This is a genomic window from Kribbella sp. NBC_00662 (assembly GCF_041430295.1).
In the GTDB taxonomy this organism is placed as follows: Bacteria; Actinomycetota; Actinomycetes; order Propionibacteriales; family Kribbellaceae; genus Kribbella.
The window spans coordinates 3104236-3131083 of sequence record NZ_CP109029.1 but is presented as its reverse complement, the minus strand read 5'-3'; the positions used below and the strand labels follow the sequence as shown (position 1 = coordinate 3131083).

Here is a 26848-nt window from a genome sequence, read left to right as displayed (position 1 = left end):
ACTACCCGGATCGGCGTGGCCCGGCCAGGACCTGAGCATGAACTGAACCGGACCTTTTACGGTATTCGGGTGACCCTCGAAGCCGTTCCCTCACCGTTGCCCCCGGCCACCGCGGCCGCCGTCACGGAACTCGCCCGCGCCGCAGCACACAGCGACGGCGTCAACCCGCTCTCCGAACGCACGCTGCTGCACCTGGACGGCGAGCACCCCGACGACGTCCACGTCCTCGCGTACGAAGGCGATCCCGGCACGATCGAGGTCACCGGCCTGCAGAGCGCCCGCAACCTCGTCGGGTACGCCTCCCTGTCCCCCGACGGCTCGGCCGAGCTCGTCGTCGCACCCCATTTCCGACGGCAGGGCTTCGGTACGGCGCTCCTGCGCATGCTGCTCGACCATGGCGGTTCCCGCACTCGCGTGTGGGCGCACGGACGACTGCCAGGCTCGGACGAGCTGGCCCAGCGGCTCGGCCTCGAGGTAACACGCGAGCTGTACTTCCTCCGGCGTACCAGGGGTTCGCTGCCGGAACCGGTCTGGCCCGACGGGATCGCAGTACGCACGTTTGTCCCAGGGCAGGACGACGCAGCCTGGCTGGAGGTCAACGCGGCCGCGTTCGCCGACCATCCCGAGCAGGGCGGTTGGACCGCCGAGGACCTGACCGAACGCTTCCAGCAACCGTGGTTCGACCCCAACGGCTTCTTCCTGGCCGTCGATTCGACCACCGACGCCATGGCCGGCTTCCACTGGACGAAAGTCGAGGACGGCATTGGCGAGGTCTACGTAGTAGGCGTCTCCCCCAGCCACCAGGGCTCCGGCCTGGGCAAGGCCCTGACCCTCCAGGGCCTCCACCACCTCCAGGAGGACCGCGGCCTCGACTCGATCGTCCTCTATGTAGACGGCACCAACACCGCAGCCCGAGCCCTCTACGAATCCCTCGGCTTCACCACAGCCGCTCTGGACGTCCAGTACGCCCCCGCATGACCCCTGTGAACGACCTCACACCGAAGCCAACCCCTCACTTGGCGTCATAACTCCCCCTCCCGCCCGTCCCACCACCACCAGGAGCCGTCCGAGCCTCTAACCCCCCAGCCGGGCGGCTCCTGGCCCCAACCGCGTTATCCACAGCCACACCTTCTCCCACCAACCCCCGAGCCCAACCCCCGTTACGATCTTTTCGACTACGGAGGGCAGACACTCGTGACACACCGCAACAGGCCAATCCGAACGCTCCTGGCCTGCCTATGCGCCACAGCGCTTCTCACTTCCTGCGGCAAGGGCAGCCCCGAAGCAGGCCGCCCGAACACGGCCCCACCAACCTCGACGGCGGAAGCTTCGGACACACGTGGGGCGTCGTCGAGCACCCAGTCGAGCGTTACGCCGCCGAATCTTCCTGTGCGGCCTGCGGCCGCGAACGGTCTCTCACTGGCTGCCGCCGAGGCGTTCATTCGTCACTACATCGACCTGATGAACTACGCCTCGCAAACCGGTGACGGCGCTCCGCTGCTGGCCGCGAGCGACGCCGGCTGCGTGGGCTGCAAGCAATACGCCGATTTCGCCAAGAAGGTCAATGGCTCGAACGGCGGCCTCAGTGGGGACTATCTGGAGCGTGTGACCGAGGTAAGCGAACTGATCCGCGGAACGGCCGGCCGTCTACGCGGCTCGGCGGCTGTCACCGTAGGGGTCTATACGACACAGACCTCTCCGTCCGCCAAACCGGCAACCAGTAAGGCGGCTAAATACACCGAGCAGGTCGCGCTCTCTCCGAGCAAAGGAAACTGGGTAATGTTCGAGATCGAGCTCGAAGATCGCCAATGACGAACGTCGCAAGGATCCTGCTCATCGGCGCACTGGCTGGTCCGATGACCCTGCTTGGCAACGGCGCGCATGCTGTGTCGGGACACGCGCCCGGCTCCGTGCTTGCCCCACCGGCTCCGCAGCCCACTCACGCGAAGCCGTCGAGGGGAAACCCGACAACCACCGCCTCGCCGGAGCGGGATCGAGTGCGCATCACAAGCACGCGGCGCGACCAAAGGTCTCGGCTCAATGAGGTGTTGCCGGGAAAGCCGAAAACCACGAAACCCGCCTCGACGAGAGTCAGCGGCCGGCCGCCCCGAGATGACCGGTCTCAACCTGCCGCACGCCGTGACCTCCGAATGAACGTCGGCATGTGCAAACCCTTGGAGATGCAGGGAAGGGTTGAAGGCCCAAATGTTTGCACCCGCGACGAGCCTCCGGACGACACGAAGCCGACGCGACGGACGGTGCCACCCCAGGTCGTACGACCGCGGCCGCAAGACGTTAAGTGGGAGCAGATCCAGTCGGAGACCAAGGATGTGGTCTTCCCGGGACTGCGGGTGAAGGTTCAGCCCGATGGTCGGACGCTCGTGAACCTGGACACGATCGTCTACACAGACGAGAACAAGGTCTCGACGGCGAATATCACCCTGCTCGGATTTCCCGTCACGGTCCAGGCAACGCCGATCAGCTATACCTGGAATTTCGGCGACGGCAGTCCTGCGTTGACGACGAGTACGCCGGGGAAGCCGTATCCGTCCAAGGAGATCACGCACAAGTACATGAAGCGTGGTGATGTCAGGCTCACGCTGACGACTAACTATGCGGCCCGCTTCAACGTCGCCGGAACGGGCTGGCAGTACGTCGACGGCACCATCCCAGTCACGGGTCCGGCCACGCCGCTCATGGTTCGGGAAGCCGTGCCGGTGCTCGTTGATCCTGGTCGCTGAGGTGTTTAGTACAGGGCGCTTCTGAGGTGGTTGGTCAGGTGGGTGTGGGCTTCGCGGATTTTGCCGGGGATGGTTAGGAGGTTGGCGTAGCCGTGGCAGAGGGTGGGGTGGGGGACGTGGGTTAGGCGGTTGCCGGCGGATCGGAGGGCTTCGGCGTATTCGAGGCCTTCGTCTCTTAGGGGGTCGAAGCCGGCTGTTGTTAGGTATGTCGGTGGGAGGCCGGTGAGGTTCTTGGCTCGGATGGGGGAGACGATCGGGTCGGGGCGGAGGGTGGGGTCGGGGGTGTAGTGGTCGCGGTACCAGATGATGTCGTTCTCGCTGAGGATGAAGCCTTCGGAGAAGAGGTCTCGGCTGGGGCGGCGGGCTACCAGGTCGACTGCCGGATAGAGGAGGACCTGGAGGGCTGGGTGCGGGAGGCCTCGCCATACGGTCTGCTGGGCTACTACTGCGGCGAGGTTGCCGCCTGCACTGTCGCCGCCGACTGCGATGAGGTCTGGGTCGACGCCTAGGTCTTCGGCGTGCTCGACTGCCCAGGTGAACGCGGCGATCGCGTCTTCGGCGGCGGTTGGTGCGGGGGCCTCGGGGGCTAGACGGTAGTCGACTGAGAGGACGCGGATCCCGGCGTCCGCTGCGATCGCTCGGCAGAGGGCGTCGTGGGTGTTGAGGTCGCCGACGACCCAGCCGCCACCGTGGAAGAAAACCAGCAGCCCGCGACCCACTCCATCCACGCCAGCCCCGGAGCGCGAACCCGAGACTGAGCCGGAGCCGGAGTCCGAGGCTGAGCCCAAGCCCGCGCCGGAGCCCAAGCCCAGGCCGGAGCCTGAGCCATAGCCGGAGCCCACGCCCGAGCCCGAGCCCGCGGCCACGCCTGAGCCATGGTCCAAGCCCGCGTCGGAGCCCGAGGCGGAGCTGTAGTCCGAGGCGGAGCCGGACCCCAAGCCCGAGCCCGCGCTGGAGCCCGAGCCATAGCCCGAGGTCACGCCCGAGGTGGAACTTGAGCGCGAGGCGCGTAGGCCGCGGGGGATGTACAGGCGGGCGCCCAGTTGGCCGGCGGCGCCTCGGACTGTCAGGTCGGTTACTCGTTGTAGTTCGGCGGGAGTGCCGGGGATCAGTTTGCAGAGGTTGCGGAAGTGGGCGCGGGCGGTGGCCGCGTCGGACTTGGTTGTGTGGGGCAACAGGTTGTCGATGCGGACGAGCAGCTGCAGGTCCGGGTCGAGGAGGTTGCCGTCGATCTGGATCGGGGCGCCGGCCAGGCGGCGGCGGAGGGGCGCGGGGAGGGCGTACAGCGGGGTCAGCACGTTGGCCTGTGCGGCGGTCACCGTTTCACGCAGTACCGAATCCAGTCGTGAGTTCACAAGGAGTGACGCTAGCAACCGCGGCCTTCGGAAGTGGTCCGCAGGCAACGAAAAAAGTCACATCGGCCAACGCGCGGACGGCTACCCACAGTTCACCAAAGGGTGCGATCCTGGTCAGCGTGGCTGGAGACTTGCTGGCATCCCACAACCGGGAGTACGACGTCGAGCCGCCGTACGACATCAGTGCGGCCGGCGATCTTCCAGTTGACCGGTTCTCCGATCGGGAGCTGAGCTGGCTCGCGTTCAACCAGCGCGTCCTCGAGCTCGCCGAGAACGAGCGGATCCCGCTGCTCGAGCGGGCCAAGTTCCTCGCGATCTTCGCCAGCAACCTGGACGAGTTCTACATGGTCCGGATCGCCGGTCTGAAGCGCCGGATCGCGGCCGGCGTCGCGGTGCGGGCGGCCAGCGGCCTGCTCCCCCGTGAGGTCCTGGACCGCAGTCTGGCCCGGAGCCGCGAGCTGATGGACCGCCAGGCCGAGACCTGGCGCAAGTCCGTCCAGCCGGCGCTGGTCGACCAGGGCATCGAGATCCTCCGCTGGGACGAGCTGCAGCACACCGAGCGCGAGGACATGACCCGGTTCTTCCGGGACCGCGTCTTCCCGGTGCTGACGCCGCTGGCGGTCGACCCGTCGCACCCGTTCCCGTACATCTCCGGCCTGAGCCTCAACCTCGCGGTCGTGGTCCGCAACCCCGACACCGGTGGCGAACACTTCGCCCGGGTCAAGGTTCCGCCGCTGCTGCCGCGGTTCGTGAACGTCGCCGAAGGCCGATTCGTCCCGCTCGAGGACGTCATCGCGACGCACCTGGGCCAGCTGTTCCCGGGCATGGAGGTCACCCAGCACCACACCTTCCGGGTCACCCGCAACGAGGACCTCGAGGTCGAGGAGGACGACGCGGAGAACCTGCTGGCAGCGCTCGAGAAGGAGCTGCTCCGCCGCCGGTTCGGTCCGCCTGTCCGGCTCGAGGTCGAGGAGTCGATCGACCCGCAGGTGCGGGCGCTGCTGCTGTCGGAGCTGGGCGTCACCGAGGCCGAGGTGTTCGAGCTCCCCGGCCCGCTGGACCTGCGCGGCCTGTTCACGATCGCCAGCCTGGACCGGGCCGAGCTGAAGTACCCCGGGTTCGTGCCGTCGACGCATCCGCACCTGGCCGAGGTGGAGACGGCCAACCCGGCCGACATGTTCCACGCGCTCAAGCAGCGCGACGTGCTGGTCCATCACCCGTACGACTCGTTCTCCACGAGCGTCCAACGCTTCATCGAGCAGGCGGCCGCCGATCCGCACGTGCTCGCGATCAAGCAGACCCTGTACCGGACCAGCGGTGACTCGCCGATCGTCGACGCCCTGATCGACGCGGCCGAGGCCGGCAAGCAGGTCCTGGTGCTGGTGGAGATCCAGGCCCGCTTCGACGAGCAGGCGAACATCAAGTGGGCCCGTCAGCTCGAGCATGCCGGCTGCCACGTCGTGTACGGCGTGATCGGTCTCAAGACGCACTGCAAGCTCTCGATGGTCGTCCGCGACGAGCCCGACGGCCTGCGCCGCTACGCGCACATCGGGACCGGCAACTACCACCCGAAGACGGCCCGGCTGTATGAGGACCTCGGACTGCTTACCAGCGACAAGGTGGTCACCGAGGACGTCGCACTGCTCTTCAACCACCTGTCCGGATTCGGCCGCAGCGCTGGGTACCGGCGGATCCTGGTCGCGCCCCAGTCGGTACGGCGAGGACTCCTGGAGCGGATCGAACGGGAAGTACAGCACCACCACGCCGGACGCCCCGCCCGGATCCGGATCAAGGTGAACAGCCTGGTCGACGAGGCCCTGTGCGACGCGCTGTACCGGGCGTCGCAGGCCGGCGTACCCGTTGACCTCTGGATCCGCGGCATCTGCACGCTGCGTCCTGGCATACCGGGGCTGTCGGAGAACATCCGCGTCCGCAGCATCCTCGGCCGCTTCCTCGAGCACAGCCGCGTGTTCCTGTTCGAGAACGGCGGTGAGCCGGAGGTGTGGATCGGCTCGGCCGACCTGATGCACCGCAACCTGGATCGCAGGGTCGAGGTGCTCGTGCAACTGAAGGAGCCCGACCACGTCATCGAGCTGGGCGAGATGTTCGACCTGGCGATGGACGAGACCACCGGCTCCTGGTGGCTGCAGGAGGACGACAGCTGGGAGCCGCGGCTGAACGGACCGGACGGACAGCCGTTGCGCGACCTGCAGGAGCGGCTGATCGCGACCCGCGGACGCCGCCGCGCGATCGACCCCGTCAGCTAATCGGCGGGGCACATTTCCTAAGGTGAAGTCATGAGCAACCCGGCGACCGTTATCGCCGCGGGTGGTGTCGTCTGGCGAGAGCGCCGCGGCACCCGTGAGGTGCTGCTGGTGCACCGTCCCAGGTACGACGACTGGTCCCTGCCGAAGGGCAAGCTCACCGCGCACGAGCACGTGCTGCTCGCGGCCCGCCGGGAGATCGAGGAGGAGACCGGGGTCCAGGTCCTGCTCGGTCCCCCGCTCGGCGTCCAGCGGTACACGGTCCGCAAGAACGGCGGCACCGCCGAGAAGCTGGTCCACTACTGGTCCGCCGTACCGCTGAACGAGGCCGGCTTCGAGCCGAACGACGAGGTCGACGAGATCAGCTGGCTTCCGGTCGACAAGGCGCGGAACAAGCTCAGCTACCCGCGTGACGTGGACATCCTGGACGCACTGGAGCATGCCGTGCCCGTGGTGTCCACGGTGGTCGTGGTCCGGCACGCGGAGGCGGTGAAGCGGAAGGACTGGGACGGTAAGGACACGGTCCGCCCGCTGACCAGCAACGGTACGGCGGTCGCCGAGCGGCTGGCCGACGTACTGGCCGCTCTGGGTGCGGACCGGATCACGAGCAGCGACGCGGAGCGGTGCGTGGCCACGGTGACGCCGTACGCCGCCTCCATCGACCGGCACATCCACCTCTGGCCGGAGATCTCCGAGCGAGGGTACGACGCGGACCCGGACGGCCTGCGCGGTCTGGCGGAGCGGGTGTGGAGACCGGGGAAGGTGACGGTCGTCTGCTCGCACCGGCCGGTGCTGCCGACACTGTCTCGGGAGCTGGGACTGAAGGTGGGCAAGTTCTCCACAGGTGCTTTCCTGGTTGCACACCGGCTCGCTGACGGCCGTCTGGTGCACGAGCGCTTCAGAGCGCCCTGAGCGACTTTGTAGCGCTGCGACACGGCTCGGTGACGATCCAGGCACAGCCGAAGGGGCAGCCGGGTGACACTGGAGGTGACGGGTATGTTCCTACCCGAGGAACCGGCGCCCCACCGGGTGCCGGTCTGAGGAGAGGTTCGGGGCGCACCATGACGATGATGCGAGAACTGACACTGATCGGGATCCGGATGGAATCGCCCAACCGGGCCCCGGTGATGATGCTGCGCGAGACCGAGGGCTACCGCTACCTGCCGATCTCGATCGGCTCGGTCGAAGCGACCGCGATCGCGTACGAGGAGCAGGGCCTGCGCCCGTCGCGGCCGCTCACCCACGACCTGATGCGTGACCTGATCGAGGCGTTCGGCGTGCACATCGAGGCCGTCGAGATCGTCGAACTGCGCGACGCCGTCTTCTACGCCGAACTCGTGCTCGCCAACGGCGCTCGCGTGTCCGCCAGACCGAGCGACTCGGTCGCGCTCGCCGTCCGCCTCGGTACGCCGATCCGCTGCACCGAACAGGTGCTCCGCGAGGCTGGTATCGCCACCCCCGAGGAAGAACAGGCCGAGCTCGAACGCTTCCGTCAGTTCCTGGACAGCGTCGCCCCGGAGGACTTCTCCAGCTGAGCCGTGCGCCCCGTGCGCTACGATCCGACGGCGCACTGGTGGCAGGGGTGACCTCCAGGCGCCGTTCACCTGGGGGACTCCGACATGCGCAGAATCGTCGCCACCGCGACCACCGCCGTACTGCTCGGCGCACTCCAGACCACCATGGCTCACGCCGCACCACCGCCGCCGACCGCTGTGCAGGTCAGTTGGTCGGATCCGGCGACCAGCCTGATGCGGGTGCAGTGGACGGATACCGGAGCCTCCAACAAGCTGCGCATCGAGTACCAGGACGGAACGGCTCCGATGGACTGGCTCGCTGCCCCGAACAACGAATTCAACCATCGCTGGGTAGTGCAGTCGGGGAAGACCGCACGGGTCGCCGTGGTGACGACCGACGCGACCGGTGACAGCGCCGCCGCGTACTCACCCTGGTTCGACACGAGCATCCCCGCGGCACCGACGGTGACCGCCGCTGTTCCGCAGGCGGACGGATCACTGCGGCTCACCTGGACCAACCCGCCGGCTCCGAAGGACAACACCCCCGGCGACCCGCTGGACCTGCCGGTCGGCAAGGTCGGTGAGGACATCGTGAAGGTGTGGTCCCTGCCCGCTGACCAGACGGAACAGTTCTCGCACCCGTTCGGCACCACCACGGCGGTTGTGCCGCCGCGCCCGCGTCCGCAGTCGACCCGGGTGATAGCGACGAACGAGTGGGGCGGGATGGCGCCCGACGACGTCTACTACACGGACATGAAGTTCGGCCTCAAGGCCGGACCGGCGTACGGCGTCTTCGGCAAGCCGATGACGATCTCCGGTATCGCCGGCGCGCTGCTCTGCGACGACCCGGGCAACTGCGGCAAGGGCCGGCTGTTCGGCGGCGCCGGGATTCCGGTCACGATGCAGACCAGGGCGAGCGCTGCCAAGCCCTGGGAGTACGCCGGGCGCTACACCTCGCTCGACCTGTACGGATTCGAGGCCCAACCGGTCGCGGTCGGCGGTCGCGAGTACCGCTTCTACGCCCCGGCCTGGAAGGGCTATTCGATCGTCACGGCAATGGCGTTCTCGGGCACGAAGTACATCCCGACGCTCGCGGACTTCGCCGTTGCCGGGTTCAACGTCAGGACCGCGCAGGTCGGGCAGATGGTGAAGCTGACCGTGGACGTGAAGCCGGGTGGGACCGTGAAGGGCGCGCTGCAGCGCTGGGACGGCAAGTACTGGCGCAGCGTGCTGACGGTGCCGATTGCTAAAGGTAAGGCAACGATGTCGATCCGGGCCGCCGGGCGCGGCACGACCACGCAGTACCGTGTTGCCGTCCCGGGGATGACGTATTACGGGCTGCCGATCCAGACGACGGGCAGTCGATCGTTCGCGTTGACGGTGCGCTGAGCGTTACCGAAGCGTGAGCCAACGGCCGTTTACATCGACAGGGTGTGACGGCTCTTAACTCAGTTCACCTAATGGCTGCCTGTCGGCACGCCAGGCGTCGCACACGCTACCGGAACCGTTCACCGCTCGTTCACCAGCGACGGACCGGTCGGTCACCTGCTCTCCCTACCGTCTGTGGAAGTTCAAGAAGTCTGATTCCCGCAGAAGGGCAACATTCTCGTGTCCGTCAATCGCCTGCTCCGCGTCGGCTCCGTCGCCGTGGCATCCCTCGGCGTTCTCGCTCTGAGCGCCTGTGGCAGTGACCCCGAGCCGTCCGGCTCCTCGAGCCCTGACTCCTCGACGTCGTCCGCCGGTGCGGACTGCCCGCAGGGCACGCTGAACGCTGAGGGCTCCTCGGCGCAGAAGAACGCAATCGACGAGGTCATCAGCAAGTACAACGAGAAGTGCGCCGACGTCACGGTGAACTACAACCCGACCGGCTCCGGTGCGGGCGTCAAGCAGTTCAACGCGAACCAGGTCGACTTCGCCGGCTCCGACTCGGCGCTGAAGCCCGACGAGATGACCGCCGCCACCAAGCGCTGCGGGGGCAACCCGGCCATCGACCTGCCGATGGTGATCGGCCCGGTCGCGATCGCGATCAACGTCGACGGTGTCGACAAGTTCGTCCTCGACGGCCCGACCGCGGCGAAGATCTTCCAGGGCACCATCAAGACCTGGAACGACCCGGCCATCGCCAAGCTGAACCCGGGTGTCACCTTCCCGTCGGCTCCGATCTCGGTCTTCTTCCGCTCGGACGAGTCCGGCACCACCGAGAACTTCACCAAGTACCTGAAGGCCTCGGGCGGTGGCGCCTGGACCGGTGAGCCGGCCAAGAAGTGGACCGGCACCGGCGCCGGCAAGGAGAAGTCCGCGGGTGTCGCCGAGGGCGTCAAGAGCACCAAGAACTCGATCACCTACGTCGAGTGGTCGTACGCCGTCGACAACAAGCTGACCATCGCGCAGATCGACAACGGCTCGGGCACCCCGATCGAGCTCACCGCCGACTCCGCCGGTAAGGCGCTGGCCGCCGCGAAGCCGGCCGGCACCGGGTCCGACCTGGCCCTGAAGCTGGACTACGCGACCAAGGCCCCGGGTGCGTACCCGATCATCCTGGTCACCTACGAGATCGCCTGCACCAAGGGTCTCCCGGCCGAGAAGACCGCGCTGGTGAAGAGCTTCCTGAGCTACTTCGTCAGCAAGGACGGCCAGGCCTCGCTGACCGACCTCAACTACGCGCCGCTCCCGGCCGAGATCCAGACCAAGGTCGAGTCCGCCATCCAGGCGATCAGCTGAGTCAGGGCGATCAGCTGACCTCGAAGCAGTAACTGATGCGAGCCCCGGCGGTCCGATTGTTCATCGGAGGACGGCCGGGGCTCGCCTCGTCAGATCCAGACGTGACAGATCACGACCCAGGCGCTTGGAGCACCATCGATGAGTAGTCCAGACGGCACGGCACCGCCCGACCGGCCGGACGGCACGGCCGCCGGACAGGAACAACCCAAGATCGAGGATCTGGTCCACGACGACGCGGGACCGACTCCGCGGTTCGAGGGCCTGGCCGAAGAACACGCCGAGCACGAAGCGGCGGAGACCACCGAAGTGATGACCGAGTCCGGCCCCGAGTCCGCGGGGGCGACCTCCGCCGTCGAGGCGGATCCGGACAAGGAGCCGGACAAGAAGATGGAGCTCGGCCCGGTCGGCCATCTCGGCGACCGCCTGTTCAGCGGGTTCGCCCACGGTTCCGGCGGCCTGGTGGTGCTGATCGTCGCGTTCGTCGGCATCTTCCTGCTGGCACTGGCGATCCCGGCGCTGGCCGACGACAAGAGCAGCTTCCTGTTCTCCCGGATCTGGGAGCCCGGTGGCGACGACCCCCGGTTCGGCATCGCCGCGATGTTCTACACCACCGTGATCAGCTCGATCATCGCGATGCTGATCGCGGTCCCGATCGCGATCGGCGTCGCGCTGTTCATCACCTACTACTCCCCCAAGCGGCTGGCCCAGCCGGTCGCGTACGCCGTCGACCTGCTGGCGGCGGTGCCGTCGATCATCTACGGCCTGTGGGGCATCCTGTTCTTCGCCCCGATCCTGCTGCCGGTGATCAACGGCCTGTCCGACGCACTCGGCTGGATCCCGCTGTTCGAGAAGCCGCCGGGCGACAACGTCGGCGTGGTCTTCACGGCCTCCGTCGTCCTGGCGATCATGATCCTGCCGGTGGTCACCGCGATCAGCCGGGAGATCTTCGCGCAGACCCCGATCGCACACCGTGAGGGCGCGCTGGCACTCGGCGCGACCAAGTGGGAGATGATCCGGATGTCGGTCCTGCCGTACGGGCGTTCCGGCGTGGTGAGCGCATCGATGCTCGGTCTCGGCCGCGCGCTCGGTGAGACCGTCGCCGTACTGATCATCCTGTCGGTGCCGAACGGCAACGACCCGTGGAACTCGTCGATCTTCGCCGGTGGCGAGACGTTCGCATCGAAGATCGCCAACAACGCCGCCGAGTTCGACTCGCCGGAGAAGACCGGCGCCTACATCGCGGCCGGCCTGGTCCTGTTCGTCGTCACGTTCCTGGTCAACTCCGCGGCCCGGATCATCGTCGACCGCAGTGGCCCCGGCGGCCGGCGTTCCCGTCGCAACCGCCGCGCCGGTGCAGCAGCCCAAGGAGCGTCCTCATGACCGCCATCACGGAGAACAAGCCGGCGTACGACGGTCAGGCGCTGGATCTGACCGGCAAGTCCGGCGCCCGCGCCTTCAAGAACACGCTGGCCACCGTGCTGATCGTGCTGGCCTTCGTGATCGCGATGATCCCGCTGCTGTGGATCCTCGGGACCGTGATCAGCAAGGGCTACCACCTGCTGCTGAGCGCAGACTGGTGGAGCCAGTCGCAGCGCGGTATCACCGTCCGGCGCCAAGGCGGCGGCGCGTACCACGCGATCATGGGCACGCTGATCATGTCGCTGATCACCGCGGTGATCGCGGTACCGATCGCCGTCCTCGGCGCGGTCTACCTGGTCGAGTACGGCAAGGGCACCAAGGCCGCGCGGGTGGTCAGCTTCATGATCGACATCCTCACCGGTGTCCCGTCGATCGTCGCCGCGCTGTTCATCTACGCGGTCTGGATCACGATCTTCGGCTTCAACCGGGTCGGCTTCGCGGTGTCGCTGTCCCTGGTGCTGCTGATGCTCCCGGTCGTCCTGCGGTCCACCGAGGAGATGCTCAAGCTCGTCCCGGACGAACTGCGCGAAGCGTCGTACGCGCTCGGGGTGCCGAAGTGGAAGACGATCATGAAGGTGGTCGTGCCGACCGCGTTCGGCGGCATCGTCACCGGCGTGATGCTCGGTCTGGCCCGGGTGATGGGTGAGACCGCGCCGCTGCTGATCCTGGTCGGCTACTCGAAGAACATCAACCTGAACCCGTTCAACGGATTCATGGGCGCGCTGCCGACGATGATCAACCAGGACCGGACCGAGCTGGCGCTGCAGCCGGCCGCGGACCGGGTCTGGGCGGCCGCGTTGACGCTGATCCTGCTGGTCCTTGTCCTCAACGTGCTGGCCCGGCTCGTCGCCCGGTTCAGCGCCATCAAGTCGAAATAGTCACGAGAGGTTCTGAGTCGATATGGCTAAGCGCATCGAGGTCAGCGGCCTCAACGTCTACTACGGCGACTTCAAGGCCGTCGAGGACGTGTCGATGACGGTCGAGCCCCGCTCGGTCACGGCGTTCATCGGCCCGTCCGGCTGCGGCAAGTCCACGTTCCTGCGGACCCTGAACCGGATGCACGAGGTGATCCCCGGCGCCCGGGTCGAGGGCAAGGTGATGCTGGACCAGCAGGACCTGTACGCCTCCGGCGTCGACCCAGTCGCGGTCCGGCGGGTCGTCGGCATGGTGTTCCAGCGGCCGAACCCGTTCCCGACGATGTCGATCTTCGACAACGTCGCGTCCGGCCTGAAGCTGAACGGGGTCAAGGACCGCAAGAAGCTGACCGAGGTGGTCGAGCGGTCCCTGCACGGCGCGAACCTGTGGAACGAGGTCAAGGACCGCCTCGACAAGCCCGGCGCGGGTCTGTCCGGCGGTCAGCAGCAGCGGCTCTGCATCGCCCGGGCGATCGCGGTCGAGCCCGAGGTGATCCTGATGGACGAGCCGTGCTCGGCCCTGGACCCGATCTCCACGCTGGCGATCGAGGACCTGATCGAGAAGCTGAAGGACCAGTTCACGGTCGTCATCGTCACGCACAACATGCAGCAGGCGGCCCGGGTCTCGGACCAGACCGCGTTCTTCAACCTGGCCGCGACCGGCAAGCCAGGCCGGCTGATCGAGATGGCCCCGACCAAGCAGATCTTCTCCAACCCGACGGAGAAGGCCACCGAGGACTACATCACGGGTCGCTTCGGCTGATCCCCCGTACGACACCGTACGACGCTGTACGACGCCGTACGACGCTGTACGAGGCTGTGCTTCCGGCCGCCGCGACGAGGTTCGTCGCGGCGGCCGTCGGCGTTCAGACGCAGAGCGAACGGGCGAAGTTGACCCGGGCAAGCACGTCGGCGACCTGTTGCGGCGAGCTCACGCCGACGTGGGTGTTGTGGGTGCGGTTGCCGTTCTGCACGGTGACCTGGACGAAACCGGTGGTCCGGCGCTCCTTGCACAGCAGGAAAAGCAGGCCGAGCAGGCAGGCCAGCGCGAAGATGATCGCGAGCACGATCGCCCAGCCGGGGATCTTCTCCTCGGTCCGCGACATGTCCATTGCCGACCAGTTCGTCCCGTGCGTGGGCAGTACGCCGGCCGGCGTCACGATCCGCTGCTGCTCCACGGAGATGTCGCCGATCGTCACCAGCACCGGACCGGCCGGCAGGGCGATCAGCGGCTGCTGGGGCGGCTGCTGCTGGTACTGACCGCCGACCGGCGGCGGGAACGCACCTGGCTGCATCCCGTACGGACCAGGCTGGGCTTGCGGGGCGGCCTCGAAAGTGGGCGGCGTCGGGTACTGCACCGGGAGATGGCGGTCGGGATCGCCGCCAGGGCCCTGACCGGGCGCGGGTTCACGAGGGGTCTCAGTCACAGACGAGACCCTAAGGGTTCCACGGACCGGTGTGGGGACGTGACCGCGAACCTGTGGAAAAGATAGCCTTCGGGGATTCCTCGACGTTCTCAGAAGGGAACCGCGGTGAGCACTCCGACGCCACCTCCCGGCGACGACCAGAACGACCAGAACCGGCCGCAGGACACTCCCGAGACCCCGGGTGAACAGCCGAGCCAGTACGGTCAGCCGAATCCGTACGGCCAGAGCCAGCCTGAGCAGCCGGGACAGTACGGCCAGCCGGGCCAGTACGGTCAGCAGCCTGGCCAGCCCGGGCAGTACGGCCAGCAGCAGCCGGGGTACGGCCAGTCGCAGTACCCGGGTCAGCCGGGTCAGTACGGCCAGCAGCAGCCCGGTCAGTACGGACAGCAGCAGGGCTACGGCCAGCAAGGCGGTTACGGCCAGCAGCAGCCGGGCGCCTACGGTCAGCAGCCCGGCCAGTACGGCGCGTACGGGCAGTCCGGCTACGGGTACGGCGGCGGCGCCGTACCGCAGAACAACACCCCGCAGACGCTGGCGATCATCGGCATCGTCTGCCTGGTGATCTGTACGCCGGCCTCGATCGTGCTCGGGCTGATTGCCCAGGGCAAGTTCCGTGAGCAGGGCCGCTCCGACACGCTGGCGAAGGTTGCGTGGATCGGTGGCGCCGCCCTGACCGGCCTCGGGCTGCTGTTCTACATCATCGGTCTCGCGTCCAACTGACGTGTTCGTCGCGGGGCCGCGCGGCCCCGCGACGGGTCAGTTCAGGTTGCGGGCGACGCCGTACACGACCAGCAGGGCGATGACGCCCTTGATCAGCCAGTCCGCGACCCGCGGGCTCATCGACAGCCTGGGCAGCCGCACCAGCCGGAGCGATTCGAGGCTCCAGGCAAGCACTTGGTAGCCGACGGCAACGCCGACGAGCGGGCCGAGCACCAGGATCACGGGGTTGAAGTGCCAGGCGGCGTCCAGATCGCCGCGGAGCAAGGCGGCCGCCATCCGGGTCGAGCCGCAGAGCGGGCAGTTCAGGCCGGTGGTGGCGTGCAGGATGCACGGTACGCCGATCCGGTCGCCGGACAGTTGGTACAGCCCTGCCAGCGCGAACCCGCCGACACCGACCGCGGACAGGCCCCACACCCGGCGGTCCAACGGCTGGACCGGACCGGCGGGCCGGAGTACGACGCTCTGCGAGACGCTCACCCCACAACGGTAACTCTCAACCGGTGGGATCCGTCGGCCGGTCTGAGCCGTCGGACCCGTAGCCTGCAACTCACTCCTCACATGTCTTCAGTAGAAGGGATCGTCGTGAGCACTCCGACGCCACCGCCGGGTTACGGCCCGCAGGACCCCCAGCAACCGGGTCAGTACGGCCAGCCCGGCCAGCCGGGTCAGTACGGCCAGCCCGGCCAGCCGGGTCAGTACGGCCAGCCCGGTCAGTACGGGCAGCAGCCTGGCTACGGCGGGCAGCAGCCCGGCTATGGCGGCCAGCAGCAGCCGGGATACGGCCAGCAGCCCGGGTACGGGCAACAGCCGGGGCAGTACGGCCAGCAGCCCGGTTATCCCCAGCAGCCTGGGCAGTACGGGCAGCAGCCGGGCCAGTACGGCCAGCCGTACGGGCAGCCGGGCTACGGGCAGTACGGCCAGCCGGGCTTCGGCGGCGGGATCCCCAGCAACCTGGCCGCCTGGCCGAACCGGGTCGGCGCCTGGTTCGTCGACGCCCTGATCATCGGTGTGCCGTCCGGTATCGGCTCCGCGATCGCAGGCAACAGCAACAACTCGGCGCTGGCGATCATCGGCCTCATCTTCTACCTGGCGGGCATCGGTCTGGCGATCTGGAACATCCTGATCCGCCAGGGCAGCACCGGTCAGACCGTCGGCAAGCAGGTGCTCGGCCTGAAGCTCGTCGGCGCCGACACCGGCCAGCCGATCGGCGCGGGCAAGACGTTCCTGCGCCAGCTCACGCACATCCTCGACGGCCTGGCCTGCTACATCGGCTACCTGTGGCCGCTGTGGGACGAGAAGCGGCAGACGTTCGCCGACAAGATCAACAACACCTACGTCATCAAGCTCTGACCTGCCGTGAGCACCCCTCCCTCAGGGCCGTACGACGGTCAGCATCCGCCGCCTGGTCAGTATCCGGTACAGGGCTACAACCCTTACGGGCAAGGCTTTCCGGGCGGCGGGTACGGGTACGCGCCACCGGGCCGGCTGGCGGACTGGCCGATCCGGGTCGGCGCCTCACTGGTCGACGCACTGATCATGGCCATCCCGTCGATCGCCGGCGTGCTCGCCGCACTGGTCATCGACGGCGACCAGGAGGATCTCGGCCCCGGCGGCGGGATCGCGATGATCAGCGGGTTCCTGGTCGCGTTCGGCGTCTGGGTGTGGAACCGCATCGTCCAGCAGGGCCGCACCGGCCAGTCGTTCGGCAAGAAGGTGACCGGGCTGCGGATCGTGGACGCGCACACCGGTCAGCTGATCGGCATGGGCAAGAACCTCGGACGCGAGGTCTGCGCCCAGATCTTCAACCAGCTCTGCATCCTCAACGTCCTCTGGCCGCTGTGGGACGACAAACACCAGACGTGGCACGACAAGGTCGTCGGCGACATCGTGGTGAAGAGCTGATGTCAGTGTGAACGCAGCAGTCCGGCGCAGGTCACTGCCCACAGGACGCTGGTGAAGGTGCCGATGATGAACCGTTCGGCGACGGCCTGCGGAGTTACAGATGCCGGCTGGTCGGGGCTGCGGAGCTCTGGGTATCGCGCAAGGCCCTTGATGGCCAGTACTACGGCGATGCCTTCCGGCCAGCCGGCTACCAGCGACGCGTAGATCGCGGTCCGCTCGAGGGCTCCGATCAGCGCGCCGCCACGCAGTACCTCACCGGCCTTCTGGGTCGACTGGGCTCTCGTGTTGTTCCGGTCGACCAGGGCCAGCACGGAGGTTGTCAGTGGACCGCCGCCTGTGACTGCTAGCCCTCCCGCAAGCAGGAGCAGCACGTTCCACCAGCGCTCGGCCCAGCCGGCCACTCCGTGTCCTGAGAGCAGCAGAACGCCGACTGCGGCGAGACAGGCGAGCATGACGCCGCTGATCGCGATCTCGACATTGGAACCGGCTTTGGGCACCCACGCGAGCACCGCGAGGATCAGCCCGGCGGCCGTCAACGACAGGACCAGCGCCGTCACGCAGCGACTCCAGCACCGAGCAACTCCGCCGCCAGCACCCGTCCGCGCTGCTCCTCGGCGAATCCCGCCGCCTGCGCACGTTGTGTCACCGCCGACTGGCTGATGCCGAGTTTCACGCCGATCTCCCGCCTGGTGAGTCCTTCGGCCAACAGGTCCGCCACTGCCCAGCCACGCTCGCTCCGGCGCCGCAGTACCGACGCCATCAGCCACAGCACCGTCTCCACCTGCTCCGCGACCCGCGAGTCCGCGCCGACCACGTTCACATGGTGGGGGCTCGACTTGGCCCGCGTCACCGCCTCGCGGGCGAAGACGAACGCCTCTCCGCTGCCCGCTCTCGTACTGCGAGGCAGTGGCTGGGTGACCTCGCCGACTCCCAGTCCGACGTACCAGGAGTCGGCGCGGAGCAGCTCGACGATCACGTCGACGGTCGGCCGGGCCTCGGAGAACACACCCTGCACCTCGTCGCCGGCCGTCCGCTCGAACCTCCGCAGCAGTCCGGACCGGCGCGGGCGGCGGTTCAGGGAGTTCAGCAGCTCGGGTACGAGATCGCTCGTGCTTCGGCTGCCACGCTGATCTACCGTGAGAACGAAGACCATCGCCCTGCACCTCCTTCTGAACGGCTTAAGGCTACAGTCTTATTCACGTAGAGTGAAGGACAAAACCTGAATCGCTTCAGCCGATTACTCCCCGTATCCGGTCCGGAGTACGGCGTACCCCGGACCGGCAGGGTCTCTCAGTCGACGATCGGCAGGTACAGCTTGGCGTCGTGGGAGCGGAAGGTCTCGGACATCTCGGTGAGACCTGCCTCGATCGCCTCGGTGGAGGTGAGGCCGTGTTCTTCGGCGTATGCGCGGATATCGGCGGTGATGCGCATCGAGCAGAACTTCGGGCCGCACATCGAGCAGAAGTGGGCGGTCTTCGCGGGCTCGGCCGGGAGGGTCTCGTCGTGGAAAGAGCGGGCCGTGTCGGGGTCCAGTGACAGGTTGAACTGGTCCTCCCAGCGGAACTCGAACCTTGCCTTGGACAACGTGTCGTCCCAGGCCTGCGCACCCGGGTGCCCCTTGGCCAGATCCGCCGCGTGGGCAGCGATCTTGTACGTGATCACACCCGTCTTCACATCATCGCGATCCGGCAGCCCGAGATGTTCCTTCGGCGTGACGTAGCACAGCATCGCCGTACCCAGCCAGCCGATCTGTGCCGCGCCGATCGCCGACGTGATGTGGTCGTACGCCGGCGCCACATCAGTTGCCAACGGCCCCAATGTGTAGAACGGCGCCTCGCCGCAGAGCTCCTCCTCGAGCCGCACGTTCTCGGCGATCTTGTGCATCGGCACATGCCCAGGACCCTCGATCATCACCTGGACGTCGTGCTCCCAGGCGATCCGGGTCAGCTCACCCAGTGTCCGCAGCTCCGCGAACTGCGCCTCGTCGTTCGCGTCCGCGATGCACCCCGGCCGCAACCCGTCGCCCAGCGAGAACGTCACGTCGTACTCCCGCAGGATGGCGCACAACTCGGCGAAATGCGTGTACAGGAACGATTCCTGGTGATGCGCGAGACACCACGCCGCCATGATCGACCCACCCCGCGACACGATCCCAGTGATCCGCCGCGCGGTCAGCGGCACGTATCGCAGCAGTACGCCGGCGTGCACGGTCATGTAGTCCACGCCCTGCTCGCACTGCTCGATCACCGTGTCGCGGTACACCTCCCACGACAGCGCGGCCGGATCGCCGTTCACCTTCTCGAGCGCCTGGTACAGCGGCACCGTCCCGATCGGCACCGGCGAATTGCGCAGGATCCACTCCCGCGTCTCGTGGATGTTCTTCCCGGTGGACAGATCCATCACCGTGTCCGCGCCCCACCGGGTCGCCCAGACGAGCTTCTCGACCTCTTCCTCGACCGAGCTGGTGACGGCGGAGTTGCCGATGTTCGCGTTGACCTTCACCAGGAACTTCTTGCCGATGATCATCGGCTCGCTCTCCGGATGCCGCCGGTTCGCCGGTATCACCGCCCGCCCCCGCGCCACCTCGGTACGGACGAACTCCGGATCGACGCCCTCCCGCACTGCGACGTACCTCATCTCCTCGGTGACCGTCCCAGCTCGCGCATGCCCGAGCTGGGTCAGTCCCGAACGCCCCGCGATCCAGTCCCGCCGCAACGCGGGCAGACCTGCCTGTACGTCGATCAGCGCCGACGCGTCGGTGTACGGACCGGACGTGTCGTACAGGTCGAAGTGCTCGCCGTCGGTCAGATGCACGCGACGGGCCGGTACGCCGAGCTCCCCGCGATAGATCTTCTCCGATCCGGAGATCGGGCCCGTGGTGACGGCCGGACGGATCGTGCTGACATTCACCATGCTGGTGCTCCCTACGCCGGAATTACCCGGACAGGTTCGGCGGTCGGCGGCGCCGGGATCAGAACCCAGCCGCCCTCTCAGCCCACTACGGTGCGAGCTCCCGCGATCTCAAGTTGTCACCGACCACCCTAGGGCATGGCTGATGGTTCCGCGCCGTTGCGAGCAGGTGCTCGGTGCGGTGCATCGGCGTGCGGGGGCGAAGGTCTCGATGCGGAGCATCGTGGCCTTTGCCCCCGTGCGGCGAGGTGCCGTGCCGAGTGCCGCGCAGTAGGCGGGGAACCATCAGCCATGCCCTGAACGAAGGCTGTAGCGTTCAGGGATGCGAGACCTTGTGTACCCGCCCGTCATCGCCTTCGCGCGGACCTCGTTCAAGGTCCTGGATCTGAAGCTCCACATCACCGGTGCGGAGAACGTGCCGCGGACCGGCGGCGCGCTGATCGCCCTCAACCACATCAGCTACGTCGACTTCATCCTCGGCGGGTACGGCGCTCTGCCGAGCAAGCGGCTGGTCCGCTTCATGGCCAAGGAGGTGCTGTTCCGCAACCGGTACTCCGGTCCGTTGATGCGCGGGATGCACCACATCCCGGTCGACCGCGACGCGGGCTCGGCGTCGTACCAGAAGGCGTTGGAGTACCTGGCCGCGGGCGAGGTGGTCGGCGTGTTCCCGGAGGCGACGATCAGTCGTTCGTTCGAGCTCAAGGAGTTCAAGTCCGGCGCGGTCCGGATGGCGGCCGAAGCCGGCGTACCGGTGATCCCGATGATCCTGTGGGGCACGCAGCGGATGTTCACCAAGGACCACCCGCGGGACTTCTCCCGGCACCGCCCGATCTCGATCACCGTCGGCGCACCGATCACGGTGAGGCGGGACGAGGACGCCCGCGAGGCGACCGCACAGCTGCGATCCACGATGACCGGGATGCTCGACGAGACCATCCGCTCCTACCCGGAGCAGCCCGCCGGAGCCTGGTGGTTGCCTGCGGCGTACGGCGGCAGCGCGCCGACCCCGGCCGAGGCGGAGCGACTGGACCAGGAGGAGCTCGCCCGCCGAGCCGCCAAACGTCGTTAAGACGGCGGACAGGACCTTGACCCTCGGGGTAGAACGAGGGTACGAAGGCTTTCGTTGAGAGAGCAGGAACCTGGGGGGTTCCCTGTGCGGCGGGCCGGTTTCGGTGGCCCGCGGACACGAGCGGGCGGGGAAGGGTTTTGTTCGATTCACCGGAAGAGCTGCATCTGTTCGACCCGGGGGCGATGACTCCGGCGCCGCACGTGGCCGAGCACATCCCGGACGCCGGTGCGTTCTTCGTCGACTGGGCGACCCGCGGGTTGAACCCGGAGCGCGCCCGTGAGATCGAGTCCGCGGTGAACGGCCGCCGCAACCAGAACGGCTGGTTCCCGCTCGAGACGCTGGACACCATCGGCAGCAGGGGCTTCTGGCGCGGCCCGCTGACCTATCTGGCCCGGATGACGGCCGACGACCCGCAGATCCTGCAGGAGTGGGCGTGTGACGGCCTGCGTGACGAGCAGATCGGCCGCATCGAGGCGACGGTGGACCACCTGCTGCATCAGCAGGGCCACGCCGCCGTACGGCGACCTGGGCGGTCGCCGTACGGCCGCGGACGTACCTCGACGCGGAGGTGCTGGGCGACCGGCTGCTGGCCGCGTGGGAGTACAACCTCGGCTCGATCCGGGCCAAGGACGTGGCCAAGTCGGTCCGCCGCTGGAACCGCTGAGCGGTACCACCTGAGCGGCACGAGCTGAGAAGGCGTACGACGGGCAGCCGCCAGACCGCCCGTCGTACCTCTCAGAGACTCGAGAGACTCAGTGGAACTGCGGGATGATCAGGTACAGCCCGTAGAGCACCGCGGCCAGGCAGGCCGCGAAGCAGAGCGCCGCGACGCCGGTGTCCGCGACGGACGGCTGCCGCTTCTCGTCGATCGCGACCGCGCGGCGCGCCATCGCGGTGACCCCGAGCGCGAACAGGACTGCCAGGCCGACGCCGAAGATCAGGCTGACCAGTGCGACCTGACCGAGTGAACCCCAGTCGATGTGCATCGCCGTACTCCTCTCAGGCCGCCGCGGCCGGGGTGGCGGCCGGGGCGGAGCTCGGGTAGTCGTTCACGTTCTCCGACGTCACCGGCTTGCGCCGGGAGGCCGCGTAGATGGCGCCACCGGCCACGACCGCGAGGATCGCGATGATGACCACACCGATGTTGCCGGAGTCGGCCACCCGGCCGGCCAGCGCGCCGACGATCGCGGCGGCCGGCAGTGTCAGCACCCAGGCGACGGCCATCCGGCCGGCCACGGTCCAGCGCACCTCGGCCAGCCGCTTGCCGAGGCCGGCGCCGAGGATGCTGCCCGAGCAGACCTGCGTGGTCGACAGCGGGAAGCCCAGGTGGGACGAGGCCAGCAGGACCGCGGTCGAGCTGGTCTCGGCGGAGAAGCCCTGCGGCGACTCGATCTCGGTCAGGCCCTTGCCCATCGTCCGGATGATCCGCCAGCCGCCCAGGTAGGTGCCGGCGGCGATCGCCAGACCGGCGGCCAGGATGACCCAGACCGGCGGCTTCGAGCCCGCGGCCAGGCTGCCCGAGGTGATCAGCACCAGCGTGATCACACCCATCGTCTTCTGCGCGTCACCGGTGCCGTGGGCGAGCGAGACCAGCGACGCGGACGCGATCTGGCCGAACCGGAACCCGTCGTTGACGGTCTTCTTCTGCGCCCGCTGGGTGATCTTGTAGGCCAGGAACGTGCCGAGCAGCGCGACGACGCCGGCCACGATCGGTGCGGCGACGGCCGGGATGATGATCTTCTGCACGACGGTGGTGAAGTGCACGGCGTCGCTCCCGGAGGCGATCCAGGTGGCGCCGATCAGGCCGCCGAACAGCGCGTGCGACGACGAGCTCGGCAGACCGACGTACCAGGTCATCAGGTTCCACAGCACGGCGCCGACGAGGCCACCGAAGATCACCGGCACGGTCACTTTGGTGTCGTCGACGATCCCGCTCGAGATCGTCTTGGCGACCTCGGTGGAGATGAACGCACCGACGAGGTTCAGTACGGCGGACACCGCCACCGCGACCTTCGGTTTCAGCGCGCCGGTGGCGATCGACGTCGCCATCGCATTGGCTGTGTCGTGGAACCCGTTGGTGAAGTCGAACACCAACGCGGTGATGATCACCACGACGACGAGGAACGACAGATCCATCCCGATCACTTCCCTAGGCGGACGATCAGCAGCGTCGATCGACCGTAGGCCGGGTGAGTGAATTTGAAATGAATGGATCCGGGGAATTTACTCCAAGATCAGATGGGCCAGTCCGTAAACGGCGGCCGCGACGATTCCGGCGGCCGGGATCGTCAGGACCCAGGCGGTGACGATGCCCTTGGCCACGCCCCAGCGGACCGCGGACAGCCGCTTGGTGGCGCCGGCGCCCATCACCGCGGAGGTGATCGTGTGGGTGGTGGAGACCGGCGCGTGCAGGCCGATCGCCATCACGTAGAGGACCGCCGCCGACACCGCCTCGGAGGCGAATCCACGGGCCGGGTCGAGGTGGATGATCCGGCGGCCCAGCGTCCGCATGATCCGCCAGCCGCCGGAGTACGTGCCGAGCGAGATCGCGGTCGCGGCCGAGATCTTCACCCACAGCGGGATGCCGTCGCTCTGCTGGGCGTGCCCGGTGGTGACGAGTGCCAGGAAGATCACGCCCATCGTCTTCTGCGCGTCCTGCAGCCCGTGGCCGAGCGCCATCGCGGCGGCCGACAGCGACTGCGCCATCCGGAAGCCGCGCGTCGTCTTGCCGGGGTTGCTGCGCCGGAACAGCCAGAGGATGGCCACCATCAGCAGGAAGGCGCCGAGGAAGCCGACCGCGGGTGACAGCACCATCGGGATGACGACCTTGTCGATGATGCCGGACCACAGCACGGTGCTGGCCGAGGCCAGGCCGGCGCCGACCAGCCCGCCGATCAGCGCATGGGTGGAGGAGCTCGGCAGGCCGAAGTACCAGGTGATCAGGTTCCAGGTGATGGCGCCGACCAGCGCCGCGATCACGACAACCAGGCCGTGTGTCCCGGACGGCGTGTTGATGATGCCCTTGCCGACCGTCTCGGCGACCTCGGTGCCGGCCAGCGCGCCGAGGAAGTTGCACGCCGCGGCCATCGCCAGCGCCACCCGCGGGGTGAGTGCCCGGGTGGACACCGAGGTCGCGATCGCGTTGGCGGCGTCGTGGAAGCCGTTGGTGTAGTCGAAGGCCAGCGCGATGACGACGACGGCGATGACGAGCGCGAGCTCCACGCTCAGCTCTCCTTGACGGCGATCTGCTCGACCGTGTTGGCGACGTGCTCGAACGCGTCGATCGCGGCCTCCAGCAGGTCGACCACGGTCTTGAGCTTCATCACTGTCAGGGCGTCGTACTCGCCGCTGAACAGCTTGGCGATCAGCCGGCGGTGCACCGCGTCACCGGTGTTCTCCAGCCGGTTGATCTCGATCCAGTACTCGGCCAGGTCCTTCATGGTCCGTAGCCGGGGCATGGTCTCGGCGGTCAGCTGCGCCATCCGCTGGAGTACTTCGATCTGCTCGGCGATCTCCTCCGGCAGCTTCTCCAGGTTGAAGAGGTGGACGGTGTCGACCGCTTCCTCCATGAAATCCATCACGTCGTCGAGATCGGAGGCCAGCCGGTAGATGTCCTCGCGGTCGAACGGGGTGACGAAGGTCGAGTTGACCCGGCGGATGATCGAGTGGGTGGTCTCGTCGGCCGCGTGTTCCGCGTCCTTCATCTGCGCGGCGATCTGGTGACTCGCGGACAGTCCGGTCCCGGCGGTACTGCCGAGCAACTCCGCGAGGATCCGGGAGCCGTCCACGAGGTGGTTGGCGGACTCGGTGAAAAGGTCGTAGAACGTCGGGTCGTTCGGACGCAGACGTAACGGCACTTCAAGCTCCGGGTGAACGAGGGACAAACCGTGAACATGCTAGGGGGAACATCCGTCTGACGTGGCATCCGCCCGGGGCAACGTATCGCGTTGTGATGAACTGGGCGATTGAGCGTTGCACAGTCGGTAACCGATCGGTTTCAGTGTGTTATCACGGCGTACAGGTCGAAGAGCCCGACGACCAGCACCAGACCGGCCGCGACCCGGAGCACGTTCTCGTGGCCGAGGGCATGGACCGCGCCGCCGCTGGTCCGCCGATAGACCGCGCTGACCGCGGTCCAGCAGCCCAGGGACAGCACCAGTACGACGATTCCGAGCCCGGTGCGGACATCCGACGAACCATGGCCGGAGGCAAGCAGCAGGATGCCGTTGGCGATCAGGCCGAGCGCCGTACGACGCCAGGCGAGCAGTGTCCGCTCGGGCTGCCGGCCGGGATCCGGTGTGGTCATCGCCACAGTGAGAACAGCAGGCCGATCAGCCCGACGACCGCGATCGTTGCCCCGAGCATCAACGGCAGCCGGGTCACCGGGAGCGCGCCGCCGCGCCGGATCGCGACCAGGTTCTGCTGCCAGCGGCGGAAGGCTCCGGCCGTGGTGACGATGCCTGCGCAGACCAGAATCACGCCGATGATCCGGGCCGGCCAGCGGTCCGGGCCGAGATCGAGGAACTGGACCGCGGACAATCCGCCGGCGTAGCAGGCGAGCGACGTCCGCAGGTAGGCGAGGTAGGTGCGCTCGTTCGCCAGCGTGAACCGGTAATCGGGCTCCTCCTCGGTCATCCGCAGCTCACCAGGCCGTGGTCCTGTTTCAGGGTCAGCACACGCCGCACGCTACTCGTCAGCTTCGCCGCGAACGACTTGTCGTCCTGGGCCTTGGCGACCAGCGCGTCCACCATCGTCGTGGTCAGCCCTGCCTTGGCGTTGATGACGATGTCGCCGCCGGCCGCGACGAACCGGGTCGCGCGGGCGCCGGCCGGGACCGAGGCGACCTCGGCGGCCGCGCCGACGTCGTCGGTGATCACCACGCCCTGCCAGCCCAGATCGCCGCGGACCATGCCCTGGATGACGGTCGGCGAGAAGATCGCGCGGTTCTTCGGGTCGATCTTGGTGTACGTGACGGTCGAGATCATCACCATCGCCGCACCGGCCTTGATCCCGGCGGCGAACGGCTGCAGGTCGGCATCACCGCGAACCGTGACGTTGTCGACCACACCCGACGAGAAGTCGGTGTTGCCGCGCACCCGCCCGAGTCCCGGGAAGTGCTTGACCGACGTCGCCACTCCGGCCTTGCGCATGCCCTGCACGAACGCCTGTACTCCGCGGCTCGCGTCCGCCGGCGTGTCGCCGTACTCACGGTTCAGCTGGCCGATCGGGGAGTTCTGGGACTTCAGTGAGCTCGGTACGACGTCAGCCACCGGCGCGAGGTCGACGTTGACGCCGGCCTGCTTGAGCTGGCTGCCCCACACCCGTGCTTGTGCCGTGAGCTTGGAGCTCGACCAGGTGCCTTGGACCGTTGCTGCGGGAATGCGGTCGAAACCGACGCCCTTGAGGCGCTGGATCTGGCCGCCTTCTTGGTCCGCCGCGATGAGCGGGCGGATGCCCTTCACCGTGGCCGCAGTGTTCACGGCACTCATCGCGGAGCGAGTGTGAGAGAGGCTGCCGCTGCTGCCCATCAGGAAGACGCTGCCGGACCCCTGCTGTACGACGGCCTTCTGGGCCGACGTCATCCCGCTGGCGTTGATACCGGTCATGATCAGCTGGGCGGCCTGTTCGCGCAGCGTGAGGTCCTGGAGCTTCTGGTCGATGCAGCCCCCGGCCGGCGGGTCCGTCGGCGTCTGGGGTGGTGGCGTCTCGGTCGCCGGGCTGCTGGGCTCGGTGGGCTGATCGGTGGGCTGATCGGTGGGCTGATCGGTCGGCTCGGTCGGCATCGAGGAGGACGGCACGGTGCTCGGGCCGGCGGTCGGTGGGGAGTTGCTGTCGCCGCAGCCGGCGACCACGAGAGCAGTCAGCGCGATCAGCGCGACCGGTCGCCTCATC

General features: G+C 67.8%; 30 protein-coding genes and 1 riboswitch. Of the genes, 17 read left to right on the top strand and 13 right to left on the bottom strand.

What is annotated here, in order from left to right; all coding sequences use genetic code 11:
- Window positions 1-69: 69 nt before the first annotated feature.
- The 3 genes from mshD to OHA10_RS15860 all read left to right on the top strand — a co-directional run bounded on the left by mshD (window position 70) and on the right by OHA10_RS15860 (window position 2741).
- On the top strand, window positions 70-978 hold the full coding sequence (gene mshD, locus OHA10_RS15870; RefSeq protein ID WP_371406974.1) for a mycothiol synthase: 909 nt from the start codon (window positions 70-72) through the stop codon (window positions 976-978).
- Between the two features lie 411 nt (window positions 979-1389).
- Window positions 1390-1812: a DUF6318 family protein gene (locus tag OHA10_RS15865; RefSeq protein WP_371406973.1), complete on the top strand. Its 423-nt coding sequence runs from the start codon at window positions 1390-1392 to the stop codon at window positions 1810-1812.
- Window positions 1809-2741, top strand: coding sequence for a PKD domain-containing protein (locus OHA10_RS15860; protein WP_371406972.1), 933 nt, complete (start codon window positions 1809-1811; stop codon window positions 2739-2741). Before OHA10_RS15865 ends, OHA10_RS15860 begins: the two co-directional genes overlap by 4 nt.
- 5 nt (window positions 2742-2746) lie before the next feature.
- On the opposite strand, the gene OHA10_RS15855 is transcribed toward OHA10_RS15860, so the two are convergent.
- Entirely contained in the window at window positions 2747-3460 is a 714-nt protein-coding gene (locus OHA10_RS15855; RefSeq protein WP_371406971.1) for an alpha/beta hydrolase, read from the bottom strand.
- A 447-nt stretch (window positions 3461-3907) separates the two neighbouring features.
- Here OHA10_RS15855 and OHA10_RS15850 point away from each other — a divergent pair, with 447 nt between their 5' ends.
- From OHA10_RS15850 to pstB, 9 genes are all read left to right on the top strand, one after another.
- Window positions 3908-4090, top strand: coding sequence for a hypothetical protein (locus tag OHA10_RS15850; RefSeq protein WP_371406970.1), 183 nt, complete (start codon window positions 3908-3910; stop codon window positions 4088-4090).
- 185 nt (window positions 4091-4275) lie between these two features.
- Window positions 4276-6363, top strand: a complete 2088-nt coding sequence (locus tag OHA10_RS15845; RefSeq protein WP_371407949.1) for an RNA degradosome polyphosphate kinase — start codon at window positions 4276-4278, stop codon at window positions 6361-6363.
- Window positions 6364-6393: 30 nt separating this feature from the next.
- Window positions 6394-7272 (top strand): NUDIX domain-containing protein, encoded by an 879-nt coding sequence (locus OHA10_RS15840; RefSeq protein WP_371406969.1) that lies wholly within the window; start codon window positions 6394-6396, stop codon window positions 7270-7272.
- 158 nt (window positions 7273-7430) lie between these two features.
- Window positions 7431-7895: a bifunctional nuclease family protein gene (locus OHA10_RS15835; RefSeq protein ID WP_166679510.1), complete on the top strand. Its 465-nt coding sequence runs from the start codon at window positions 7431-7433 to the stop codon at window positions 7893-7895.
- A gap of 84 nt (window positions 7896-7979) precedes the next feature.
- Window positions 7980-9263 (top strand): hypothetical protein, encoded by a 1284-nt coding sequence (locus OHA10_RS15830; RefSeq protein WP_371406968.1) that lies wholly within the window; start codon window positions 7980-7982, stop codon window positions 9261-9263.
- 219 nt (window positions 9264-9482) lie between these two features.
- Complete coding sequence (gene pstS, locus OHA10_RS15825) at window positions 9483-10595, top strand: phosphate ABC transporter substrate-binding protein PstS (RefSeq protein WP_371406967.1); 1113 nt, start codon at window positions 9483-9485, stop codon at window positions 10593-10595.
- Between the two features lie 387 nt (window positions 10596-10982).
- Entirely contained in the window at window positions 10983-11975 is a 993-nt protein-coding gene (pstC, locus tag OHA10_RS15820) for a phosphate ABC transporter permease subunit PstC (protein ID WP_371407948.1), read from the top strand.
- Window positions 11972-12892, top strand: coding sequence for a phosphate ABC transporter permease PstA (pstA, locus tag OHA10_RS15815; RefSeq protein ID WP_371406966.1), 921 nt, complete (start codon window positions 11972-11974; stop codon window positions 12890-12892). Before pstC ends, pstA begins: the two co-directional genes overlap by 4 nt.
- Window positions 12893-12914: 22 nt before the next feature.
- Complete coding sequence (gene pstB / locus OHA10_RS15810; protein ID WP_130446274.1) at window positions 12915-13691, top strand: phosphate ABC transporter ATP-binding protein PstB; 777 nt, start codon at window positions 12915-12917, stop codon at window positions 13689-13691.
- A gap of 103 nt (window positions 13692-13794) precedes the next feature.
- Here pstB and OHA10_RS15805 read toward each other — a convergent pair whose 3' ends face one another.
- A complete protein-coding gene (locus tag OHA10_RS15805; protein WP_371406965.1) occupies window positions 13795-14355 on the bottom strand; it encodes a hypothetical protein in 561 nt (186 codons plus the stop codon).
- Window positions 14356-14460: 105 nt separating this feature from the next.
- Here OHA10_RS15805 and OHA10_RS15800 point away from each other — a divergent pair, with 105 nt between their 5' ends.
- Window positions 14461-15075 (top strand): hypothetical protein, encoded by a 615-nt coding sequence (locus OHA10_RS15800; protein WP_371406964.1) that lies wholly within the window; start codon window positions 14461-14463, stop codon window positions 15073-15075.
- Between the two features lie 36 nt (window positions 15076-15111).
- On the opposite strand, the gene OHA10_RS15795 is transcribed toward OHA10_RS15800, so the two are convergent.
- The gene (locus OHA10_RS15795; RefSeq protein ID WP_242000622.1) at window positions 15112-15552 is read right to left on the bottom strand and encodes a DUF2752 domain-containing protein; all 441 of its coding nucleotides are present in this window, start codon (window positions 15550-15552) and stop codon (window positions 15112-15114) included.
- Window positions 15553-15633: 81 nt separating this feature from the next.
- On the opposite strand from OHA10_RS15795, the gene OHA10_RS15790 reads away from it, so the two are divergent.
- The gene (locus tag OHA10_RS15790) at window positions 15634-16425 is read left to right on the top strand and encodes an RDD family protein (protein WP_371406963.1); all 792 of its coding nucleotides are present in this window, start codon (window positions 15634-15636) and stop codon (window positions 16423-16425) included.
- Between the two features lie 6 nt (window positions 16426-16431).
- Window positions 16432-16977 (top strand): RDD family protein, encoded by a 546-nt coding sequence (locus OHA10_RS15785; RefSeq protein ID WP_371406962.1) that lies wholly within the window; start codon window positions 16432-16434, stop codon window positions 16975-16977.
- Window positions 16978-16979: 2 nt separating this feature from the next.
- Here OHA10_RS15785 and OHA10_RS15780 read toward each other — a convergent pair whose 3' ends face one another.
- From OHA10_RS15780 to thiC, 3 genes are all read right to left on the bottom strand, one after another.
- A complete protein-coding gene (locus tag OHA10_RS15780; RefSeq protein WP_371406961.1) occupies window positions 16980-17534 on the bottom strand; it encodes a hypothetical protein in 555 nt (184 codons plus the stop codon).
- Window positions 17531-18130: a transposase gene (locus tag OHA10_RS15775; RefSeq protein WP_371406960.1), complete on the bottom strand. Its 600-nt coding sequence runs from the start codon at window positions 18128-18130 to the stop codon at window positions 17531-17533. Before OHA10_RS15775 ends, OHA10_RS15780 begins: the two co-directional genes overlap by 4 nt.
- Window positions 18131-18267: 137 nt before the next feature.
- Complete coding sequence (gene thiC, locus OHA10_RS15770; protein ID WP_371406958.1) at window positions 18268-19890, bottom strand: phosphomethylpyrimidine synthase ThiC; 1623 nt, start codon at window positions 19888-19890, stop codon at window positions 18268-18270.
- Window positions 19882-20004, bottom strand: a riboswitch (TPP riboswitch). Its footprint overlaps the gene before it by 9 nt.
- A 205-nt stretch (window positions 20005-20209) precedes the next feature.
- Between thiC and OHA10_RS15765 the strand changes: the two genes are divergently transcribed.
- Together OHA10_RS15765 and OHA10_RS15760 are read left to right on the top strand one after the other, a co-directional pair.
- Window positions 20210-20956, top strand: coding sequence for a lysophospholipid acyltransferase family protein (locus OHA10_RS15765; RefSeq protein WP_371406957.1), 747 nt, complete (start codon window positions 20210-20212; stop codon window positions 20954-20956).
- 137 nt (window positions 20957-21093) lie between these two features.
- Window positions 21094-21648, top strand: coding sequence for a hypothetical protein (locus OHA10_RS15760; protein WP_371406956.1), 555 nt, complete (start codon window positions 21094-21096; stop codon window positions 21646-21648).
- 60 nt (window positions 21649-21708) lie between these two features.
- Here the strand turns inward: OHA10_RS15760 and OHA10_RS15755 are convergent, their stop codons facing one another.
- From OHA10_RS15755 to OHA10_RS15725, 7 genes are all read right to left on the bottom strand, one after another.
- Window positions 21709-21942, bottom strand: a complete 234-nt coding sequence (locus OHA10_RS15755) for a hypothetical protein (protein WP_371406955.1) — start codon at window positions 21940-21942, stop codon at window positions 21709-21711.
- A 13-nt stretch (window positions 21943-21955) separates the two neighbouring features.
- The gene (locus OHA10_RS15750) at window positions 21956-23092 is read right to left on the bottom strand and encodes an anion permease (RefSeq protein ID WP_371406954.1); all 1137 of its coding nucleotides are present in this window, start codon (window positions 23090-23092) and stop codon (window positions 21956-21958) included.
- 87 nt (window positions 23093-23179) lie between these two features.
- Window positions 23180-24178, bottom strand: a complete 999-nt coding sequence (locus OHA10_RS15745; protein WP_371406953.1) for an anion permease — start codon at window positions 24176-24178, stop codon at window positions 23180-23182.
- A gap of 2 nt (window positions 24179-24180) precedes the next feature.
- Window positions 24181-24813 carry a DUF47 domain-containing protein gene (locus OHA10_RS15740; protein WP_371406952.1) on the bottom strand — a complete coding sequence of 211 codons (633 nt, stop codon included), beginning with the start codon at window positions 24811-24813 and terminating at the stop codon, window positions 24181-24183.
- A 140-nt stretch (window positions 24814-24953) separates the two neighbouring features.
- Window positions 24954-25262: a DUF202 domain-containing protein gene (locus OHA10_RS15735; protein WP_371406951.1), complete on the bottom strand. Its 309-nt coding sequence runs from the start codon at window positions 25260-25262 to the stop codon at window positions 24954-24956.
- Window positions 25259-25591: a YidH family protein gene (locus OHA10_RS15730; RefSeq protein ID WP_371406950.1), complete on the bottom strand. Its 333-nt coding sequence runs from the start codon at window positions 25589-25591 to the stop codon at window positions 25259-25261. Before OHA10_RS15730 ends, OHA10_RS15735 begins: the two co-directional genes overlap by 4 nt.
- The gene (locus tag OHA10_RS15725; RefSeq protein ID WP_371406949.1) at window positions 25588-26847 is read right to left on the bottom strand and encodes a glycoside hydrolase family 3 N-terminal domain-containing protein; all 1260 of its coding nucleotides are present in this window, start codon (window positions 26845-26847) and stop codon (window positions 25588-25590) included. Before OHA10_RS15725 ends, OHA10_RS15730 begins: the two co-directional genes overlap by 4 nt.
- Window position 26848: the final 1 nt, after the last annotated feature.

What these genes read in the sequence shown, in the direction of transcription:
- OHA10_RS15860 (WP_371406972.1), top strand. Translation starts at nt 1,809, where the DNA reads ATGACGAACGTCGCAAGGATCCTGCTCATCGGCGCACTGGCTGGTCCG.
- OHA10_RS15840 (WP_371406969.1), top strand. Translation starts at nt 6,394, where the DNA reads ATGAGCAACCCGGCGACCGTTATCGCCGCGGGTGGTGTCGTCTGGCGA.
- OHA10_RS15835 (WP_166679510.1), top strand. Translation starts at nt 7,431, where the DNA reads ATGCGAGAACTGACACTGATCGGGATCCGGATGGAATCGCCCAACCGG.
- OHA10_RS15830 (WP_371406968.1), top strand. Translation starts at nt 7,980, where the DNA reads ATGCGCAGAATCGTCGCCACCGCGACCACCGCCGTACTGCTCGGCGCA.
- pstC (WP_371407948.1), top strand. Translation starts at nt 10,983, where the DNA reads ATGGAGCTCGGCCCGGTCGGCCATCTCGGCGACCGCCTGTTCAGCGGG.
- pstA (WP_371406966.1), top strand. Translation starts at nt 11,972, where the DNA reads ATGACCGCCATCACGGAGAACAAGCCGGCGTACGACGGTCAGGCGCTG.
- pstB (WP_130446274.1), top strand. Translation starts at nt 12,915, where the DNA reads ATGGCTAAGCGCATCGAGGTCAGCGGCCTCAACGTCTACTACGGCGAC.
- OHA10_RS15790 (WP_371406963.1), top strand. Translation starts at nt 15,634, where the DNA reads ATGTCTTCAGTAGAAGGGATCGTCGTGAGCACTCCGACGCCACCGCCG.
- OHA10_RS15775 (WP_371406960.1), bottom strand. Translation starts at nt 18,130, where the DNA reads ATGGTCTTCGTTCTCACGGTAGATCAGCGTGGCAGCCGAAGCACGAGC.
- thiC (WP_371406958.1), bottom strand. Translation starts at nt 19,890, where the DNA reads ATGGTGAATGTCAGCACGATCCGTCCGGCCGTCACCACGGGCCCGATC.
- OHA10_RS15765 (WP_371406957.1), top strand. Translation starts at nt 20,210, where the DNA reads ATGCGAGACCTTGTGTACCCGCCCGTCATCGCCTTCGCGCGGACCTCG.
- OHA10_RS15755 (WP_371406955.1), bottom strand. Translation starts at nt 21,942, where the DNA reads ATGCACATCGACTGGGGTTCACTCGGTCAGGTCGCACTGGTCAGCCTG.
- OHA10_RS15750 (WP_371406954.1), bottom strand. Translation starts at nt 23,092, where the DNA reads ATGGATCTGTCGTTCCTCGTCGTCGTGGTGATCATCACCGCGTTGGTG.
- OHA10_RS15735 (WP_371406951.1), bottom strand. Translation starts at nt 25,262, where the DNA reads ATGACCACACCGGATCCCGGCCGGCAGCCCGAGCGGACACTGCTCGCC.
- OHA10_RS15730 (WP_371406950.1), bottom strand. Translation starts at nt 25,591, where the DNA reads ATGACCGAGGAGGAGCCCGATTACCGGTTCACGCTGGCGAACGAGCGC.
- OHA10_RS15725 (WP_371406949.1), bottom strand. Translation starts at nt 26,847, where the DNA reads ATGAGGCGACCGGTCGCGCTGATCGCGCTGACTGCTCTCGTGGTCGCC.